The following is a 15,080-nucleotide window of genomic DNA, read 5'->3' on the forward strand; positions in this document are numbered from 1 at the left end:
CAATTACTCATCTTTTGGCACGCTGTTCAGTTCTCAAGTGACGTACACCCCCGCCCCGGCCTGTCGTCATCTGACGATGGTTCCGTGCTGGTCAGACCAGCTCTGGCGGTGCGCTTTCAAGGAGTTCATGCAGGCCAGAAGACATGACGAGCACACCCTTTCCGACCACTTCCCTAGTTAACTGGGGAAGCTGAGAAGACCGTAAGCCTTCACCAGGTAAGCCGTCAACAACCAAGACCCAAAAGGGCTCTGACGGCGTGTCATTCAAACTTGGAAACCAACTCCGACCTGCGGAAAAGCGATCGGCGGCCAAAGAAGTCCCATCTCGGGCTAGCTTCACTAGACAAGCCGGGTACTCTGTTCGGCATGACAACCCGCCAGCCAAAGAAGCGGATGGGGGCGAAAGACATCGCCGCTGCCCTGCGTTCGCGCATCGACAACGGCGACATTGAGCGCCAGCTACCGCCCACTCGCGTCCTGGTCACAGATTTCGAGACGAGCCCCGAGACGTTGCGGCAGGCCATCGGAATCCTCCGAGCCGAAGGGCGCGTCACAAGCCAGCAGGGGAAGGGCGTCTTCGTCAGGCGCGTCGAGCCGATCGAGTTCGCCATGCACAGGTTCGAGCACGGGAACCGTCGCGATGACGTTGAGAGCGGCATAGACGACTGGAAGGCCGCGATCCTCGAACTGGGGCGGGTGCCCAGCCAGGACACGCCCGCGGTCAGCGTGGAACGCGCGCCGGCGGACATCGCGAGGGAACTCGGCGTGGCCCCGGGGACATTCGTCGTCGCTCGTCGGCGAACCCGCCGCGTCGATGGCGACCCGTTCCAACTCGCCGACAGCTGGTTCCCCACCGAGGTTGCGTTCGACACGCCGCTGATGGACGAGGAAGACGTCACCATGCCGGGAGGAATCCTGGCCAACATCAAGGACGGGCAGTACGCCCAGACGCGCAAGGTGGACAAGCTACGCGCCTGGACCCTGACCGCCGACCAGGCCGTTCGCCTTGGGTTGCCGACCGGCAGCACGGTCCCCGTGCTCCGGCACGTTCGAGTCGGCTACAACTCGGCCGGAAGGGCCGTCCGCTGCATGGTCACTGTCGCCCCAGGTGACCTCAACACACTCGTCTACGAGATCGAGGACTGACTCTTGTCACAGCTCATCCGCCAGGCCACCCCGGCTGACTCCAACGCCCTCATGAAGCTGCGGATCGAGGCCGAGCAGTGGCTCGCCAGCGCGGGAATCGACCAGTGGCGCTCGCCCGGATTCAGGGACCGAGCGTTGGCCAAGTGGCAGGTCGACATCACCGAGGGACGCACCTGGGTGGTGCCCGATGCAGACGGCGAGTTGTTGGGGACGATCACCCTCGCGCGCCCGGACTCGGACTTCTGGACGAGGGCCGACTCACCGGAGTCGGCGGTCTACGTCGCGAAGCTCATCACGGCCCGTTCGGCAGCAGGACAGCGACTCGGTGGGCGCCTGCTCGACTGGGCCGGAGAAGTCGCGCGGGACCAACAGCTCCCGTGGGTCCGGTTGGACGTGTGGCGCGACAACTTGAAGTTGCAGAGCTACTACCTGAACGAGGGGTTCGAGCACGTTCGAACCGAGGCGCCGTCCCATCGCCTTTCGGGCTGGATGGCTCAGCGTCCGTCGTCGCTCGCCAAGCACCCCGACGCCCCCCTGCGCACGGTCGACACACCGGGTTTGGCAGGCTGACCGCACAGCACGCCCTCGGGGGAGGAGAATGCGCGAGACGCAGGCTCCCTCCAGCACCAGGAGGGCGCTGCGCGGAGCGGTAGCCGATTGTGGTGGTCGGCGCCGCGCTGATCCGAGTAGCCGCAACCGCGGTGAAACCAACGGAACCAGGAAGGCACCACGCATGACTCGTACTCAGGACCCGTCCTCGCCTCAGCGGCAGCCCGGCAGCCCGAAAATGCGTTCAGGGCTTCGGCGTGAGAGGTGCAAGATCACAGGATGGCTAGTCATCCGCAGCACGACCACCGACGGCTGTGCCCCCGGATCTCTGCGGCCAGCACGAGCCCCCTGAAACGCCGATGGCCGCCCTGCCTGCCAGCAGAACGGCCATCTGAGTTGACTCGCAGCACTCTCACAGCCCGAGAGTCGTAGGTCGGCGATGACGCCGGGGCCCGAGCCCTGCCAGGCCCGAGGTCACCACTCCCAGGATAGAGCGAGCAGCGGCCGGCACGCAGCAGCGTGCCCGAGGTCACTGTCTCTTTTCCGTCAACTGCCGGTCTGCGGCTCCCCAAACACCCGTAGGGGAGATCCCGCACAATGTTCCAGGCCCATCTGACGACACGCAGCGTCGCGGCGCCGACTCGTTCGGTCGCGCTCGCTGTCTCCGCCGCCGGGGCGGTGACCTCGTGAAGCGCCCGAAGAAGGCCTTGTCCGCGGCCGCTTCGCCGGACGGCGACGAGGTGTTCGAGTTCTTCGGCGACATCACGGACTACTGGTCGTACACCCAGGTGCGCGACTACGTGATGTTGATGCCGGGGATGACGCACGTCGCGTACCGGCTCTACAGCCTGCTTCGGTCGATGATGACCGAGGCATCCCGCCGGCCGCGCAGCGGCATGCGGCGGATGACGATCGACCAGTTGTGCTGGCTGCTGCCCGGCCCGAACGACAAGCCCTTGAGCGTCTCGGCGATGTACGAGGTGCTGAAGACCCTGGAGACCCTCAACCTCGTCGTGCCCAAGGACTTGGTGGAGTTGGCGGGCATCTCCGACCTCAAGGGCAAGGTGAGGGCGGCCCAGGGCATCGCTCGCGGGTTCACCGTGAACGACCTGCCGCCCGATGCCATCCACACCGGCTGGCGCAACGCTTGGGACAAATTGGATGCCTACCGGCCGGACTGGCGGGACAACCCGCCCCAGGCGCCCACCCACCTCACCGAGGTCGAGACCTCCCCGAACGGCCGGGCCGTGGCTCGGGTGCGGCTGGTGGACACCGATGGCCAGCCGTTCCAGAAAACTGGAACGCCCCAGGTCGAGGCCACCGAGGACCCCTCATTCCAGAAAACTGGATCACCCTTCCAGAAAACTGGAACGCCAGACCAGAAAACTGGAACGGATCTTCCTCTGACCAGCGAAAACGGCCACCCTCTAAGAAGCTCTCTCAAAGAAGCTCTTCTCTCTCCTGTCCCTGGCGCCTCAACGGCCCCCGCCGTGACGGCGAAGCAGGGGACGGAGGAGAGAGAGAAGTCGGCTTCGCCGGAAAAGGCCACACCCGCCCCGGCTGCTGCTGATCTGCCCGAGAAGGCCGAACCGGCTCAGGCTGTTGCTGAGGCCTTCGCTCTGCGGTGGAAGCAGGAACGCGGTACGCGGCCCAACCGGCGTCAGCTTGCTTCGGTCGTCGCCGATGCTGCTGAGGCGCTGGAGGACGGCGACGCCTCGGACTGGCTGACGGAGACCGTGGTGCCGTTCATGGTCACCCGGGGCTACTTCGACCTCGGTCGGGCGAAGACGCACCCGGAGTGCCCGGCGCCGCGCGGTACGGCGGTGCCCGGGCAGCGGCCGCCGGTTCCTGACTGGTGCGGGGAGTGCAACGACGGCGAGCGCCCCGCCACCGTCGCCGAGCGCTTCCGCAAGGACGGTGGCCGCCTGGTCAAGTGCCCCGAGTGCCACCCCGGTGCGGTCCGGCAGCACGTCACGGCCTGACCCTGACTCTCTGATCCGACACACACAAACGGCGGCCGCTCCCGCGAAGAACCGGCCGCCGTTGAGACCCCAACCCGAGAAGGAAGAGATCCGTATGACCAGCATGACACCCCAGAGCCCCGACGGCGAAGGAGACCTGTTCGAGGGCGAGCGCGTACTTCCGGCGCAGCAGAGGCCGGACGTGCCCGAGACGTTCCGCGCCGAGGGCCCGTCGTCCGCTGACCGGTCCTTCGACCGGTTGCCGCCGCAGGATCTGGAGGCGGAGCAGGCCGTTCTGGGCGGGATGCTGCTGACTCGCGACGCAATCACCGATGTGGTCGAGGTGCTCAGCGGCCGGGAGTTCTACCGCCCGGCGCACCTGACGATCTTCCGGGTCATTGTCGAGCTGTACGGCAAGGGCGAGCCTGCCGACCCGATCACGGTCGCCGCCGAGCTGACCGTGCGCGGCGAGATCAACAAGGTGGGTGGGGCGTCCTACCTGCACACGCTCGTCCAGGTGGTGCCGACGGCGGCGAACGCCGAGTACTACGCCGAGATCGTGCGGGACAAGTGGAAGCTGCGGATGGCCGTCGAGGCGGGCACCCGGGTCGCCGCGATGGGCTACGACCAGGGCGCCGAGGCGGACGAGGTCATCGAGGCGGCCGCCAGTGAACTCCTTGCGATGCAGGCGCAGTTCGACACCGGTAAGGACCCCGCCGGGTGGGACACCCCGATGGAGGCGCTGATTGAGGAGTGGGAGGACGACCAGGCGGCCGGCGAGAACCCCGGGCTGCCGATGCCGTACGCCGACCTTCAGAAGATGCTCGCCACGGTGCCCGGCCACCTGGTGGTGCTCGCGGGCCGTCCCGGCATGGGCAAGTCGGTGACGCTGCTGGACCTCATGCGCCACCTCGCGATCGTCCACGACCGTCCGGCCGCGTTCGTGTCGCTGGAGATGGCCCGCCGCCAGATCATGAACCGGCTGATCGCCGCCGAGGCGGAGATCTCGCAGCACTACGTGCGCACCCGGGCCATGGACAAGGAGCAGTGGACGAAGTACGACAAGGTCCGCCAGCGCATCGTGGACTCGCCGCTGAGGCTGATCGTCCCGCCGGGCGGCATCACCGTGCCGCAGATCCGCTCGAACCTGCGCCGCTGGCAGATCGAGGACCGGCTCCCGGCGGCCCTGGCGGTCGACTACCTCCAGATCATCAAGCCGGACACCCAGAGCCGGGGCGGGAACCGGACCAACGAGGTCGACGCCATCGCACGCGGGCTGAAGGAACTGGCCCTGGAGTTCGACATCCCGGTGTTCGCGGCCGCCCAGCTCTCTCGCCAGACCACCGGCCGTGAGAGCAAGGTTCCGCAGCTCTCCGACCTGCGAGAGTCCGGTGAGATCGAGCAGGCCGCCGACGCTGTCGTGCTGCTGCACCGTGAGGACTACTACGAGCCGGAGAGCGAGCGGGCCGGGGAGATCGACCTCATCGTGGCCAAGAACCGTGAGGGATCGACGGGCATCGTGACCTGCGGATTCAGGGGCAGGTTCAGCAAAATCGAGGACATGGGCGTCCAGGCATGACGGGAAGGAAACCGAACAGCATGCTCACTGCCGACAGTGTGACCAACCGCTACGTCACCGCCATGCAGGCCCGGAAGATCACCGACCGGTGGAACGGGGCCTACCCCGCGATGCGGGCCATCCTGGACGACGTGATCAAGGCCCAGCGCGCCGCCGAGCGGCCCACGGTCGACGTGGCCCGCCTGGAGCGGGTCCGGCGCGAGATGGGGCAGCAGGACCGGGGCACCTTCAAGTCCTGCACCCACAGCCCGGGCGCCTTCAGCGTCTCCCACGCGTTCAGCCAGGTGCGCAGGGTGGTGACCGTGACCTCGATCGGCCACCCGGACGCCGGCGCGATCCTCCGGCTGTGCGCCGAGCTGGCCGACGCGGTCGCCGAGGAGGGGGTCGCCCGGCGGGCGGAGTGGGAGGCGGAGCGGGCCGCGGTTCCCGCGCAGCCGGTCGACGGCGGCCGCCACGAGCGGGCAGACTCGGAGCAGCACGAAAGGGGCACGCGATGACCGCACAGCCGATCCACCCGCACGAGCCGGAGCGGGTGCCGCAGAACGCCGAGGGCATCGCGGCCGCGCTGGACGAGGTGAGCCGTATCGAGTTCTACCGCCAGCTGCTGGCCGCCTCGCCGGATCAGGCGAAGGGTGTCCTGCTGTACTGGTGGGGGGAGGCAGTGCTCGACACCGACCCGGCCGGGGACCGGCTCACCGCGGCCGCGCTGGACGGGACGCTGCCGCTGACCGCGGTCAGCGAAGTCATCCGCCGCCGCCGTGAGGCGGGTCTGGCCGTTGAGTGAGCCGTACGACGAGGAGCCGGAGGGCCTGCCCTGCCTGCTGTCGGAGGAGGTCACCGAACTCCTCATGGACCCGAGTCTGCCCGGTGACGTGTTCGGCGCGATCGTGGCGGCCACTGTCCGGATCAATGAGGCCAGGGGTGAGGTGCCGGGCAGCACAGCGTCACCCCGGTGGCCGGAGCAGCGGCGCATGCCGCTCGGCAAGGATGGCTCGCTCGGCATCGCCGAGTACGTGATCGTCGCCGACGCCGATCCGCCGCACATCGTCCTCACTCGCATCCAGCTCTACTGACCCCGCCCGACCCGGGCCCGGCGAGACACTCGTCCCGCCGGGCCCTTCGGCGTTCACCGGCTGGTGCCGTACGGAGCCCGCGACGGCGCCGGCGGGACCGGCCCCCTGGTGATCGACCGGCCACCGAGCCGCCTCACCTCTTAAGAGATGAGTTTGTGGTGCGGGTGTCCGGGTGGGTGCGGGTTCGAGCAACGTGGGGGCTCCGCCCCCACACCCCTGGACCCTCCACAGAGGGGAGGGGGCGCCGTTTTGATCTTGCGGCCCGTGGGTGGTGCTGGGTGGGTGGGGTCGGGGGGTTCCCTCCGCGACAGGGCCCCCGGAGGGGACCATGGCCCGCACCGGAGCGTCAAAGCCAAGCCGCCTTCGGCGGTCGCGCGAGCGCGAGCTTTGACCCCCCGGCACGACCCATGGTCGGCTTCGCCTGCCCTGCCGCGGAGGGAACCCCCCGACCGGCCCGTCGTACGGCGTCCGCCGGAGGGGGTTTCCGGGGGCGGTCGAGGCGCCGGAAATTCCGTTAAAAAAGGCTTCTGACCTGCGGTTTTCTGCGTGTCGGGAGTTGACTCGGACCCCAAAACTTGAGAGTATTAGTTACGTCGAAAGGGGGGCGGGAATCCCCCGGCCGACACCGGGCCGACCGGCCCACACCGAAACCTCAACGAAAGGCCGAACGCCATGAACGACGACCTCACCACCCCGGACCGCGCCGAGCGGGCCCGCACGGTCTGGGAGATGTACCGCGACCTGCACGGCGAGGAGATCCGCTTCCTGATCACCGACCTGCTGCACCTCGCCGACGTGGACGAGCACCCCGGCGGCGGCACGCACGCCGTTCGTAAGGGCATTGCCGACTACCTGGCCGAGCTGCCGGTCTGGCCCGACCAGCCCAAGGAGCCCAAGTACCTGGGACAGTTCCGCCCGGCGGACGAGTGGATCACCATCGCCGAGGGCGACGACTCGGTCGAGCCCGCGGACGTGGCGAACCTCTTGTGGACCCAGATGCAGAAGGCCGACTTCCACACCGACGAGATCCCGGGCCACGTGCAGGACCTGGCCCGCGGCACCGTCCTGGTGGCCGACAACGGCACCGCGTTCCGCGTCATCACCAACCCGGCCCACCAGGGCTGACCCACTCGCCCCGGCGGGGGACGGGGCGGGAATCCCGTCCCCCGCCGGGTCACCGAAAACGCTCAACGAAAGGCCTCTCGTGAAGATTGAAAGCATGGACAGCCGTGACGGATTCACCAAGGGCGACCAGGTGAAGCGGGCCGGAGAAGGCCCCTGGGAGCTTCCGCAGGACGGCGTGGTCCAGGGCTGGTTCACCTACGAGTACGCGCCGACCAAGTGGTACTGCTGCGTGACCTGGGGTGGCCGGTACATCGGCCGCTACCAGGCGAACGAGATCGAGCACGCCGACCAGGCGAAGTGACCTGCGACCGGCGGGGGAGCGGGGCGGGAATCCCGCTCCCCCGCCGGGGCCCCATCACCGAAGAACCTCAACGAGGAGCACGAACATGAGCGCCACCACCCTGACGACCCGCATCGGAGAGCCGGACATCGAGTGCCGCTACCCGGTGATCATCGGGCAGGACCGCGTCATCGGGCAGACCTACCGCTGGCACCGTGACTGGCTGGTCGTCACCACCGAGGGTGAGCACAACCTCCGCCGCCCGCCCAAGGGTGAGAAGGGCATCGACATGGCCGCCGCGTACCTCGCCGAGGAGTACGCCGCCGGTCGCATCACCGCCGTCGCACTGGAGCAGCTCCGCGCCGAGGCCCCGAAGCCGCTGAACGGCCCGGTGCCCCTGCTGCACCCGCGGATGCCCGCCAGCCCGCGCAACATCGCGGGCGCCCACACCGCCTTCTCCGGACTCACCGAGCACCACTGGCGGGCCGTCCTCCACGGCTTTCCCGGCTCGGACAACCCGTGGTTCCTGCGCTGCGAGCTGTGCGGCTGGTCCGGCGTCCGCTACTGGAGCCACCACCGCGGGCGCAACGGCCAGCCGCCGAGCATCTACCGCCACGACGGCGGATGCATCGGCGCCGAGAAGGTCCGCGCCCTGATCCCCGCCTACCAGAAGTAGGCCCGCCGACCGCCGGGCCCGGATCTCACCGGGCCCGGCGCCACCGGCCACCAGACCACCCGGGCGACGACGGGGCGGGAATCCCGCCGCCGCCCGGGCCACACCGAGGAACCTCAACCCCCTTGGAGGGAACCCGTCATGACCGTCTTCGAGCCGACCGAGCAGGCTCGCGCCGCCGCCGCCCGCGCCACCGCCCTCGCGGGCATCGCCCGTCGCCGCACCCTGTTCGCCTCCGCCTGGAACGGCCGCGCGCTGCACGTGCTCGCCGACCTGCTCGACACCGTCGCTCTCTCCTTCTACGAGGACGCCCCGGCGGTCGACGGCATCCCGACCGACGCCGATCTCGCCCTGGCCGCCGCGGAGGTCGTGGCCGCCGAGGCGCCCGGCACCGGCTTCCCGGTCGGACTCGCGCAGTACGTCACCCACGCTGTGACCCGCCGCCCGCTGGTGGTCCCCGGCGCCGAGCGCGCCGCCGACGACGCCCGGCTCGTGGCCGCGCTGGAGACCCTGCACGGCCACCTCGCCGCGGCCGCCACCGAGGACGTCGCGCAGGCCCTGCTGGAGGCGGTGTTCGCGCTGCACGACAAGCGCGCCGACCTCCTCCAGCTCACCCGCGGCTGACGGCCCCACCGCCCGGGCCCGGGCGCCCCGGGCCCGGGCCGGGCTTCCGCCGGCCGCGACCCGGCGCGGGCGCTGGCCGCCCGCGCCGGGCCCCACCGAAGGTGGGCCGGAAGGGGTTCTGAGCTGCGGATCAGCTTGACTCGCACCCCAAAACTTGAGAGTATTAGTTGCGTTGGAAGGGGCGGGAATCCCGACCGGCACCGGCCTCCGGGCCGCACCGAGAACGCTCAACGAACGAAGGGCACACCCCATGATCATCAGCACGCCGCGACTCGACAGCCTCACGGCCGGCGGGACCAACAAGGTCTTCGACGGCATCCGTCTCGCCGACGGGAACGTGCTCACCCTCAAGGTCAGCCCCGGCGCCGAAGAGGCGGAGGTCTTCCTGCTCCCGGGGCTGACCGCGCCTGACACGGAGGCCTGGGAGAGCGAGGACGACTGGGAGGTCTGGCTGACCGGCGGCGAGTTCGGCGACGGCTCGCTGTACCTGGACGTGCCGGTCGAGGCCGTGCGCGACCTGATCGTGCAGCACGGAGGCGAGCACGAGAACCAGGAGGCCCCGTACGCCCCGGAGACGGCGGAGGTCATTGCGACCCGTGCCCTCACCGAGCGGGGCATCACCGTCCACCGCGACGACGACGCCGGGAACACGTGGCTGGTCGTCGGGCACAACCAGACCCGCAAGGGCTTCCCGCGCATGCTCGCCGAGCCCTACGTCGTGCTCTACCTCTACAGCGACGCCGACGACGAGGAGATCACCGTCGACCGGGCGCCCGAGACCGGCGACGAGTGGACCGTGCTCGCCGGTGACGGCACCGGCGCCGAACGCGAGCTGATGACGCGCCCCGCCGACCAGTTCGCCGACTGCGTCGAGGTCATCACCGCGTGGCTCGCCACGCCGCAGGTGACGCCGTCCAGGACCAAGTGACCGACGCCAGTCCGGCGGGGGAGCGGGGCGGGAATCCCGCTCCCCCGCCGGGGCCCGGCACGACCACACCGAACACCTCAACCAGGAGACGACCGTGACGAAGAAGCCCTTCCCTCCGCCGTGCGCCGCCGGGTGCGCCGCCGCCCAGATGGAACTGTTCGCCGCGCCGACCGCCGCGCCGGCCGCGCCGCCCGCCGAGTTCGACTTCGACGCCCACGACTTCGTGGTCGTCGGCGACAGCGGCGGGAAGGACTCCGGAGCCACCGTGCACGAGGTGTGCACCCAGGCCGACAAGGCGGGCCAGCTCCATAAGGTCCGTATCCTGCACTGCGACCTCGGCCGCACCGCGAAGGGGCACTTGGTCGAGTGGCCCGGCGCGCTCGAAGTCGCCCGCGCGCACGCCGAGCAGTACGGCGTCCCGTTCGCCGTCCGCCGCAGCAAGCTGTGGGGGTCGCTGTGGGAGCGGATTCGCTCCCACGGCAACTGGCCCGGGCACTTCGCGCGCTACTGCACGAGCGACACGAAGACCGTGGTCGGCCGGGACTACGTGGACGAGACCGGCGACGAGCTGAACCTGGGGCGCCCGCCCCGGGCCGGGTATGCGATGGGTATGCGGGCCGAGGAGTCCCGGGCCCGCGCCAAGAAGCCCGAGATCGAGCGGAACCGCATGAGCGGCAAGGGCACGCTGCGGGTCGTGACGACGTGGCTCCCGGTCCACAAGCTCACCACCGAGGACGTGTGGAAGGTCCACCGGGACAACGGCATCGAGCACCACGAGGCCTACGACCAGGGCATGCGACGCCTGAGCTGCCGGGCCTGCCCGCTCGCGCACACCGACGACCTGGTGCGCTCCGCACAGCTCAACCCCGGGCTGTTCGCCGAGTACGCCGAGGCCGAGGCCGACATGGGCCACCAGTTCAAGAAGTCCATCAGTCTGCGCGGGATCATCGAGCGCGCCCGTAGCTGACCGGCCTGGAGCCGGACATCGAGCGGCCCGGCGGGGCGCAAAAGCGTGGGAATCCCGCCGGGCCGTGCGGTCCGGCCACCGAGGGCCCTCAACAGCCCACAACCGAACCAGTCACCATCGTATCCACGACCGACACCACCAGGAGCACACCGTGAAGACCGTCGACGGCCGTCAGTGGGCGAACCGCGAGGACCTGATCGAGCACAGCGGATACAGCCGGGCCACCCTCGGAGCCCTGTGGCGCGACCGCCGGACCAACGGCCACCCCGCAGCCCGCGAGATCGACGGCGTCATGCACTGGGACCTGGAGGTGTGGGACGCCTGGTTCGAGGAGCACCGCCAGCGGCCCCGAGACCTGTCCGGCGTCGACCGCAGCGGTGACCCGGACGAGCCGCTCCCGCCGGCGAAGCAGGCCCGCGTGCTCGGCGTCGATGCGGCCCGGATCACCCAGTACGCCAAGACCCCGCCGCCCGGCTGGCCGGACCCGGTCCACGTTGAGCAGTTGCCCACCCGCACCCGTGAGTACCGCACCCGGGCGCAGCTGTGGGCATGGGTCGACAACCCGGTCAGCGGGTTCGGCACGACCGGCGGACGCCCCTCCGGCCCCGATCCCAAGACCCGTGCGGCGAAGGCGGGGAAGCCCGACCCGCGCGTCCGGCTGGCCGCCGAGGCGTTGGCGGAGCTGTCCGGCATGAAGCCCGGTGAGGTGGCCGCCGTCCTGGCCGAGCGCCACGGCCAGTCCGTGGACACCTGGAAGCGGATCGTCACCCAGGCCCGCCGGTCATAGCGGCGGCCGGGCCGGACGATGGCCAGCGCGACCCCGGAGCCGGGTTCCGCGCTGGCCATCGGCATGTCGGGAGGCGGGGGCTGAGGCCGCATCATGAGTCACCTCTTAAGAGGTGAGGCGGCATCTCGCCGGGGTTTACATGGCCAGACGTCGCCCGTGCGGCGGGTCTCGCTGTTGTGCGCGTGGCGAAGAGCAAGCGGGAAGGGGAGGGGAGGCGGGCCGGGGTCCGGAGTGCCGTCCGCCGGGCGGGAGTTGGGCCAGGCGCCGTACTGCCGCCGTCACGGACGCGCCAGCGTGAGCAGGCCTTGCGGCACGGCCGTGGCTGAGGGGGAGCGGCTGCTGCCGCGCTGCGGCCGGGGCCGTCGAGCTGGTCAGCCCTGCCCGCATCGTCGTGGCCGAGCGCCCGTCTGCGGGCCGGAAAGGGGCGCGCGAAATCCTCGGAAAATCGCCTCTGACCTGCGGCTTTGCATGGTGTCGGGGGTTGACTCGCACCCTAAAACTTGAGAGTATTAGTTACGTCGGAAGGGGCGGGAATCCCGACCGGCACCGGCCCCCGGGCCACACCGAGAACCCTCAACGACACCAAGGACGTGGCCATGGGAATCACCCACGCCTCCGCCGGCGGGATGCTGAGCCTCTTTCGCCCCGCGACCGGCACCAGCGCGGACTTCGCCGCCGACGCCGCCGAACAGGAAGCCGAGGACGCCGCCGCCATCGACGCGGCCGCCGGGCACCCCGCGCTGACCGAGTGCCAGACGGCCGCCGCCCTGCTCACCGAGTACGCCGCCCTTAACCCCGGCAAGCAGGCCGAGGAGTGGGCGTTCAACGCGGTCGAGCGCATCGCCGAGTGCGCGTACGCCGTGACCGAGGGATACGGGGAGCGCGTCGAGGAACTCGCCCGCGAGGCCCGCGGCGAGCGCGCCGCCGTCGCGCTGGGACGGTTCGAGGTCCAGGGCCCGGTCACCGCCGAACGGCTCGCCGCCCTGGACGACGAGACCCGCGCACTGCTGGAGTGGTACGCGGCGCCGTTCCCGATCGAGTGGCTGTTCGCGCCGGAGCGCGACACCTTCGGCCGCATCCTCCGTAAGCGCGTGGTCGTGCTCTTCCACGGTCCCGGAGGACTCTCCCTTGGTCTGCGTGATGTCCTTGGCGCGGACGTCGACATCATCGGCATCGACCTGGACGGCGGCGCCGTCGCCACCGCCGTCGCCGCCGGACTGCGCGTCATCCACGCGGACGTGACCGCGCTTGACCCGGAGAACCCCGCGCTCCAGTTCGTCAGCATCATCGCGCTGACCCCGCCGTGCCAGGCGTTCACCCCGAGCGGACTCGGCAAGGGCCGGTACACCGCCGCCATCGACGTCATCTGCCGCGTGATCTGGGAGGCGGGCGCGGCCGCCGGGTTCCTGCCCTGGGAGCACTCGGAGACCGGCTACGCGCCCCGCTCCGGCGACACCTGGGACGAGGTCCGCGCGCCGCTCGCGCAGCTGGAGGACCCGCGCGCCGGACTGATGGCGGAGGTCATCATCTGGCCGCTCGCGATGCTCGCGCGGTCCGGCGGCGGCATCCTGGAGTGCGTCATGGTCGAGCAGTCGAGCGCGCTGCCCCGGCAGATCGAGGACGCGTTGTTCGGCGAGCTGAAGCAGGCCGGTTGGCACACCACGGAGGCCTGGACGCTGGACGCGGTCGACTACGGTGCGAGCCTCCGAAAGCGCCGGTTCATGGCCGCCCACCGCGGCAGCGAGAAGCCGTTCGTGGACGTCGTCCCGAACGAACCGATCCCGGCTCCGACCTTCGCTCAGGTGGTCGGCTGGCCCACCGGTCGCACCTACCTGACGCGCGGTCACCGGCCCGTTGATCCCGAGACCGGCCGGGCCAAGGGCGGCGGCTCGCGCAGCGCCGATCTCCCGTCGACCTGCGTCACCGCGACCGCCTACGGATGGGCAGACTCCGAGACCGGCGAGACCATCAGTCAGTCCGACATCGGCCGCCTGGTGGGCTTCCCCGCCGACTACCCGTGGACCCACGTCGGACGAGGCCGCGGTGTGCGCAACGTCGCCCAGCAGGCGGCGGACGCGGTCTGCCCGATGGTCTCGGCCGCCATCTTCGGGCGCATCCTCGGAGACGCGAACTGGGAGACCAAGGTGCGGCACTACGTGCACGAGCTGTACGGCATCGACACCGGCACGAGTGCCGCCGAGCCCGAGCAGCTGGACCTGTTCGCGGCGGCGTAGCCGAGGCCCCGGCGGACCGCGCAAGAGGCGGTCCGCCGGGGCCTTTTCGGCGGGGACCGTCGACATGGGGAAGCCCCCAGCAGGCCGGGTGATGAGCGGCATCCTGCTGGGGGCTTCGTGTACCCGCGCCCACGGGGGTGGCGGCGGGTACGACCCGGGGGGAATGGTCTTATGCGGGCGAGCGCGTACGCCCCGAAGAGGCGGCGGTGCGCGGCCGGTTCGGGGTGAGCCGGTCCAGCCGTTCGTACAGTCCGCGCAGGACCTGCGCCCGCTCCTTTATGGCGTCGACGGTCGGTTCCGTGGGGGTGCTCAGTCGGCTCGTGGCGTCGGCGAGGACGGTCTCGGTCAGCGCGCGGGAGCGGCTGTCTTCGGGGAGCCGGTTGCACAGGCGCCGGACGTCGAAGGCGACGAGGTTCGCGTGCCCGGTGAGCTGAAGTGCGATCTGCGCGCAGTCGTCCGGTGGCAGGTCGGCGGACGCGTCCAGGGCGAGCACCGTCTTGACCAGCAGCAGGTACGGCTCACGGTCGAGCGGGAGCCTCGCGTAGATGGCGCCGTGCGGGTCATACGCCGCGCGCGCGGTCATGACGCGGCCTCTTCGGGGGAGGCCTTCCAGCCGTCGAGCATGGCCAGTCCGTCGTACAGAAACCGTGGAGTGAGACGGCCGGCGGGGAACTCGTCCAGCGAGTCCGGATCTCGTTCGACGGGGGACTCGTCCACACCGCTTTCGACGGCCAGGTCGATCCCGGGAAGCGGCGGACGGCTCAGCCAGACGGCCGCCCACGAACCCGGGGACGTCGTCGCGTCCGCAGGCGTCAGCACCCACGATCCGCCGGGCAGTACCCGCACCCCGTCAACGCCCGTCCACAGGTTCGCCCAACCACCTTCCACGAGCGCGGTGAGCTTGCCGCCCATGTAGTCGGCGATGAGGCTGTGGCCGTGTTCGACGGGCAGTTGCTGTGCGTCGAGCGCGGCCAGGCCCCGTTCCAGCGGGAGTACCACGGCGTCCCACCGCCGGTCGACACGTCGCAGCCGGGTCGACCACCTCGACGCGCTCCCGAGCGCATCGAGGAGCAGCGCATCACTGGGCACCGCCAGCGCGGCCCAGGTCAAACGTGAGGGAGTCTTCCGCTTCCGGGACTTGGCCATATCCGCAC

Annotated in this window: 17 protein-coding genes; 15 read left to right on the forward strand and 2 right to left on the reverse strand. The window is 70.3% G+C overall.

Going from position 1 to position 15,080, the window contains the following annotated elements; genetic code table 11:
* Positions 1–366 precede the first annotated feature (366 nt).
* The 15 genes from AC4OXY_RS46580 (at position 367) to AC4OXY_RS46650 (ending at position 13,926) form a co-directional block, all read left to right on the forward strand.
* Positions 367–1,146: a GntR family transcriptional regulator gene (locus AC4OXY_RS46580; RefSeq protein ID WP_491995001.1), complete on the forward strand. Its 780-nt coding sequence runs from the start codon at positions 367–369 to the stop codon at positions 1,144–1,146.
* 51 nt (positions 1,147–1,197) lie between these two features.
* The gene (locus tag AC4OXY_RS46585) at positions 1,198–1,716 is read left to right on the forward strand and encodes a GNAT family N-acetyltransferase (protein ID WP_491995002.1); all 519 of its coding nucleotides are present in this window, start codon (positions 1,198–1,200) and stop codon (positions 1,714–1,716) included.
* Between the two features lie 665 nt (positions 1,717–2,381).
* Positions 2,382–3,677: a hypothetical protein gene (locus AC4OXY_RS46590; protein WP_491995003.1), complete on the forward strand. Its 1,296-nt coding sequence runs from the start codon at positions 2,382–2,384 to the stop codon at positions 3,675–3,677.
* A 94-nt stretch (positions 3,678–3,771) separates the two neighbouring features.
* Positions 3,772–5,235 (forward strand): replicative DNA helicase, encoded by a 1,464-nt coding sequence (locus AC4OXY_RS46595; protein WP_491995004.1) that lies wholly within the window; start codon positions 3,772–3,774, stop codon positions 5,233–5,235.
* A gap of 20 nt (positions 5,236–5,255) precedes the next feature.
* Positions 5,256–5,732, forward strand: coding sequence for a hypothetical protein (locus AC4OXY_RS46600; RefSeq protein ID WP_491995005.1), 477 nt, complete (start codon positions 5,256–5,258; stop codon positions 5,730–5,732).
* The gene (locus tag AC4OXY_RS46605; protein ID WP_491995006.1) at positions 5,729–6,019 is read left to right on the forward strand and encodes a hypothetical protein; all 291 of its coding nucleotides are present in this window, start codon (positions 5,729–5,731) and stop codon (positions 6,017–6,019) included. Before AC4OXY_RS46600 ends, AC4OXY_RS46605 begins: the two co-directional genes overlap by 4 nt.
* Positions 6,012–6,308, forward strand: coding sequence for a hypothetical protein (locus tag AC4OXY_RS46610; protein WP_491995007.1), 297 nt, complete (start codon positions 6,012–6,014; stop codon positions 6,306–6,308). The genes AC4OXY_RS46605 and AC4OXY_RS46610 overlap by 8 nt, the downstream gene beginning before the upstream one ends.
* 672 nt (positions 6,309–6,980) lie before the next feature.
* Complete coding sequence (locus tag AC4OXY_RS46615; protein WP_491995008.1) at positions 6,981–7,433, forward strand: hypothetical protein; 453 nt, start codon at positions 6,981–6,983, stop codon at positions 7,431–7,433.
* 94 nt (positions 7,434–7,527) lie between these two features.
* On the forward strand, positions 7,528–7,734 hold the full coding sequence (locus tag AC4OXY_RS46620; protein WP_491995009.1) for a hypothetical protein: 207 nt from the start codon (positions 7,528–7,530) through the stop codon (positions 7,732–7,734).
* Positions 7,735–7,819: 85 nt separating this feature from the next.
* Positions 7,820–8,389 carry a hypothetical protein gene (locus tag AC4OXY_RS46625; RefSeq protein ID WP_491995010.1) on the forward strand — a complete coding sequence of 190 codons (570 nt, stop codon included), beginning with the start codon at positions 7,820–7,822 and terminating at the stop codon, positions 8,387–8,389.
* 138 nt (positions 8,390–8,527) lie between these two features.
* Positions 8,528–9,010, forward strand: a complete 483-nt coding sequence (locus AC4OXY_RS46630) for a hypothetical protein (protein WP_491995011.1) — start codon at positions 8,528–8,530, stop codon at positions 9,008–9,010.
* Between the two features lie 250 nt (positions 9,011–9,260).
* On the forward strand, positions 9,261–9,938 hold the full coding sequence (locus AC4OXY_RS46635; protein WP_491995012.1) for a hypothetical protein: 678 nt from the start codon (positions 9,261–9,263) through the stop codon (positions 9,936–9,938).
* A gap of 94 nt (positions 9,939–10,032) precedes the next feature.
* On the forward strand, positions 10,033–10,905 hold the full coding sequence (locus AC4OXY_RS46640) for a phosphoadenosine phosphosulfate reductase domain-containing protein (RefSeq protein WP_491995013.1): 873 nt from the start codon (positions 10,033–10,035) through the stop codon (positions 10,903–10,905).
* A 151-nt stretch (positions 10,906–11,056) separates the two neighbouring features.
* Positions 11,057–11,692: a hypothetical protein gene (locus tag AC4OXY_RS46645; RefSeq protein WP_491995014.1), complete on the forward strand. Its 636-nt coding sequence runs from the start codon at positions 11,057–11,059 to the stop codon at positions 11,690–11,692.
* A gap of 596 nt (positions 11,693–12,288) precedes the next feature.
* Complete coding sequence (locus AC4OXY_RS46650; protein ID WP_491995015.1) at positions 12,289–13,926, forward strand: DNA cytosine methyltransferase; 1,638 nt, start codon at positions 12,289–12,291, stop codon at positions 13,924–13,926.
* A 169-nt stretch (positions 13,927–14,095) separates the two neighbouring features.
* On the opposite strand, the gene AC4OXY_RS46655 is transcribed toward AC4OXY_RS46650, so the two are convergent.
* Positions 14,096–14,509: a restriction endonuclease gene (locus AC4OXY_RS46655; protein ID WP_491995016.1), complete on the reverse strand. Its 414-nt coding sequence runs from the start codon at positions 14,507–14,509 to the stop codon at positions 14,096–14,098.
* Positions 14,506–15,072 (reverse strand): hypothetical protein, encoded by a 567-nt coding sequence (locus AC4OXY_RS46660; RefSeq protein ID WP_491995017.1) that lies wholly within the window; start codon positions 15,070–15,072, stop codon positions 14,506–14,508. Before AC4OXY_RS46660 ends, AC4OXY_RS46655 begins: the two co-directional genes overlap by 4 nt.
* Between the last annotated feature and the right edge of the window lie 8 nt (positions 15,073–15,080).

This window comes from Streptomyces sp. HUAS MG56 (assembly GCF_058673395.1).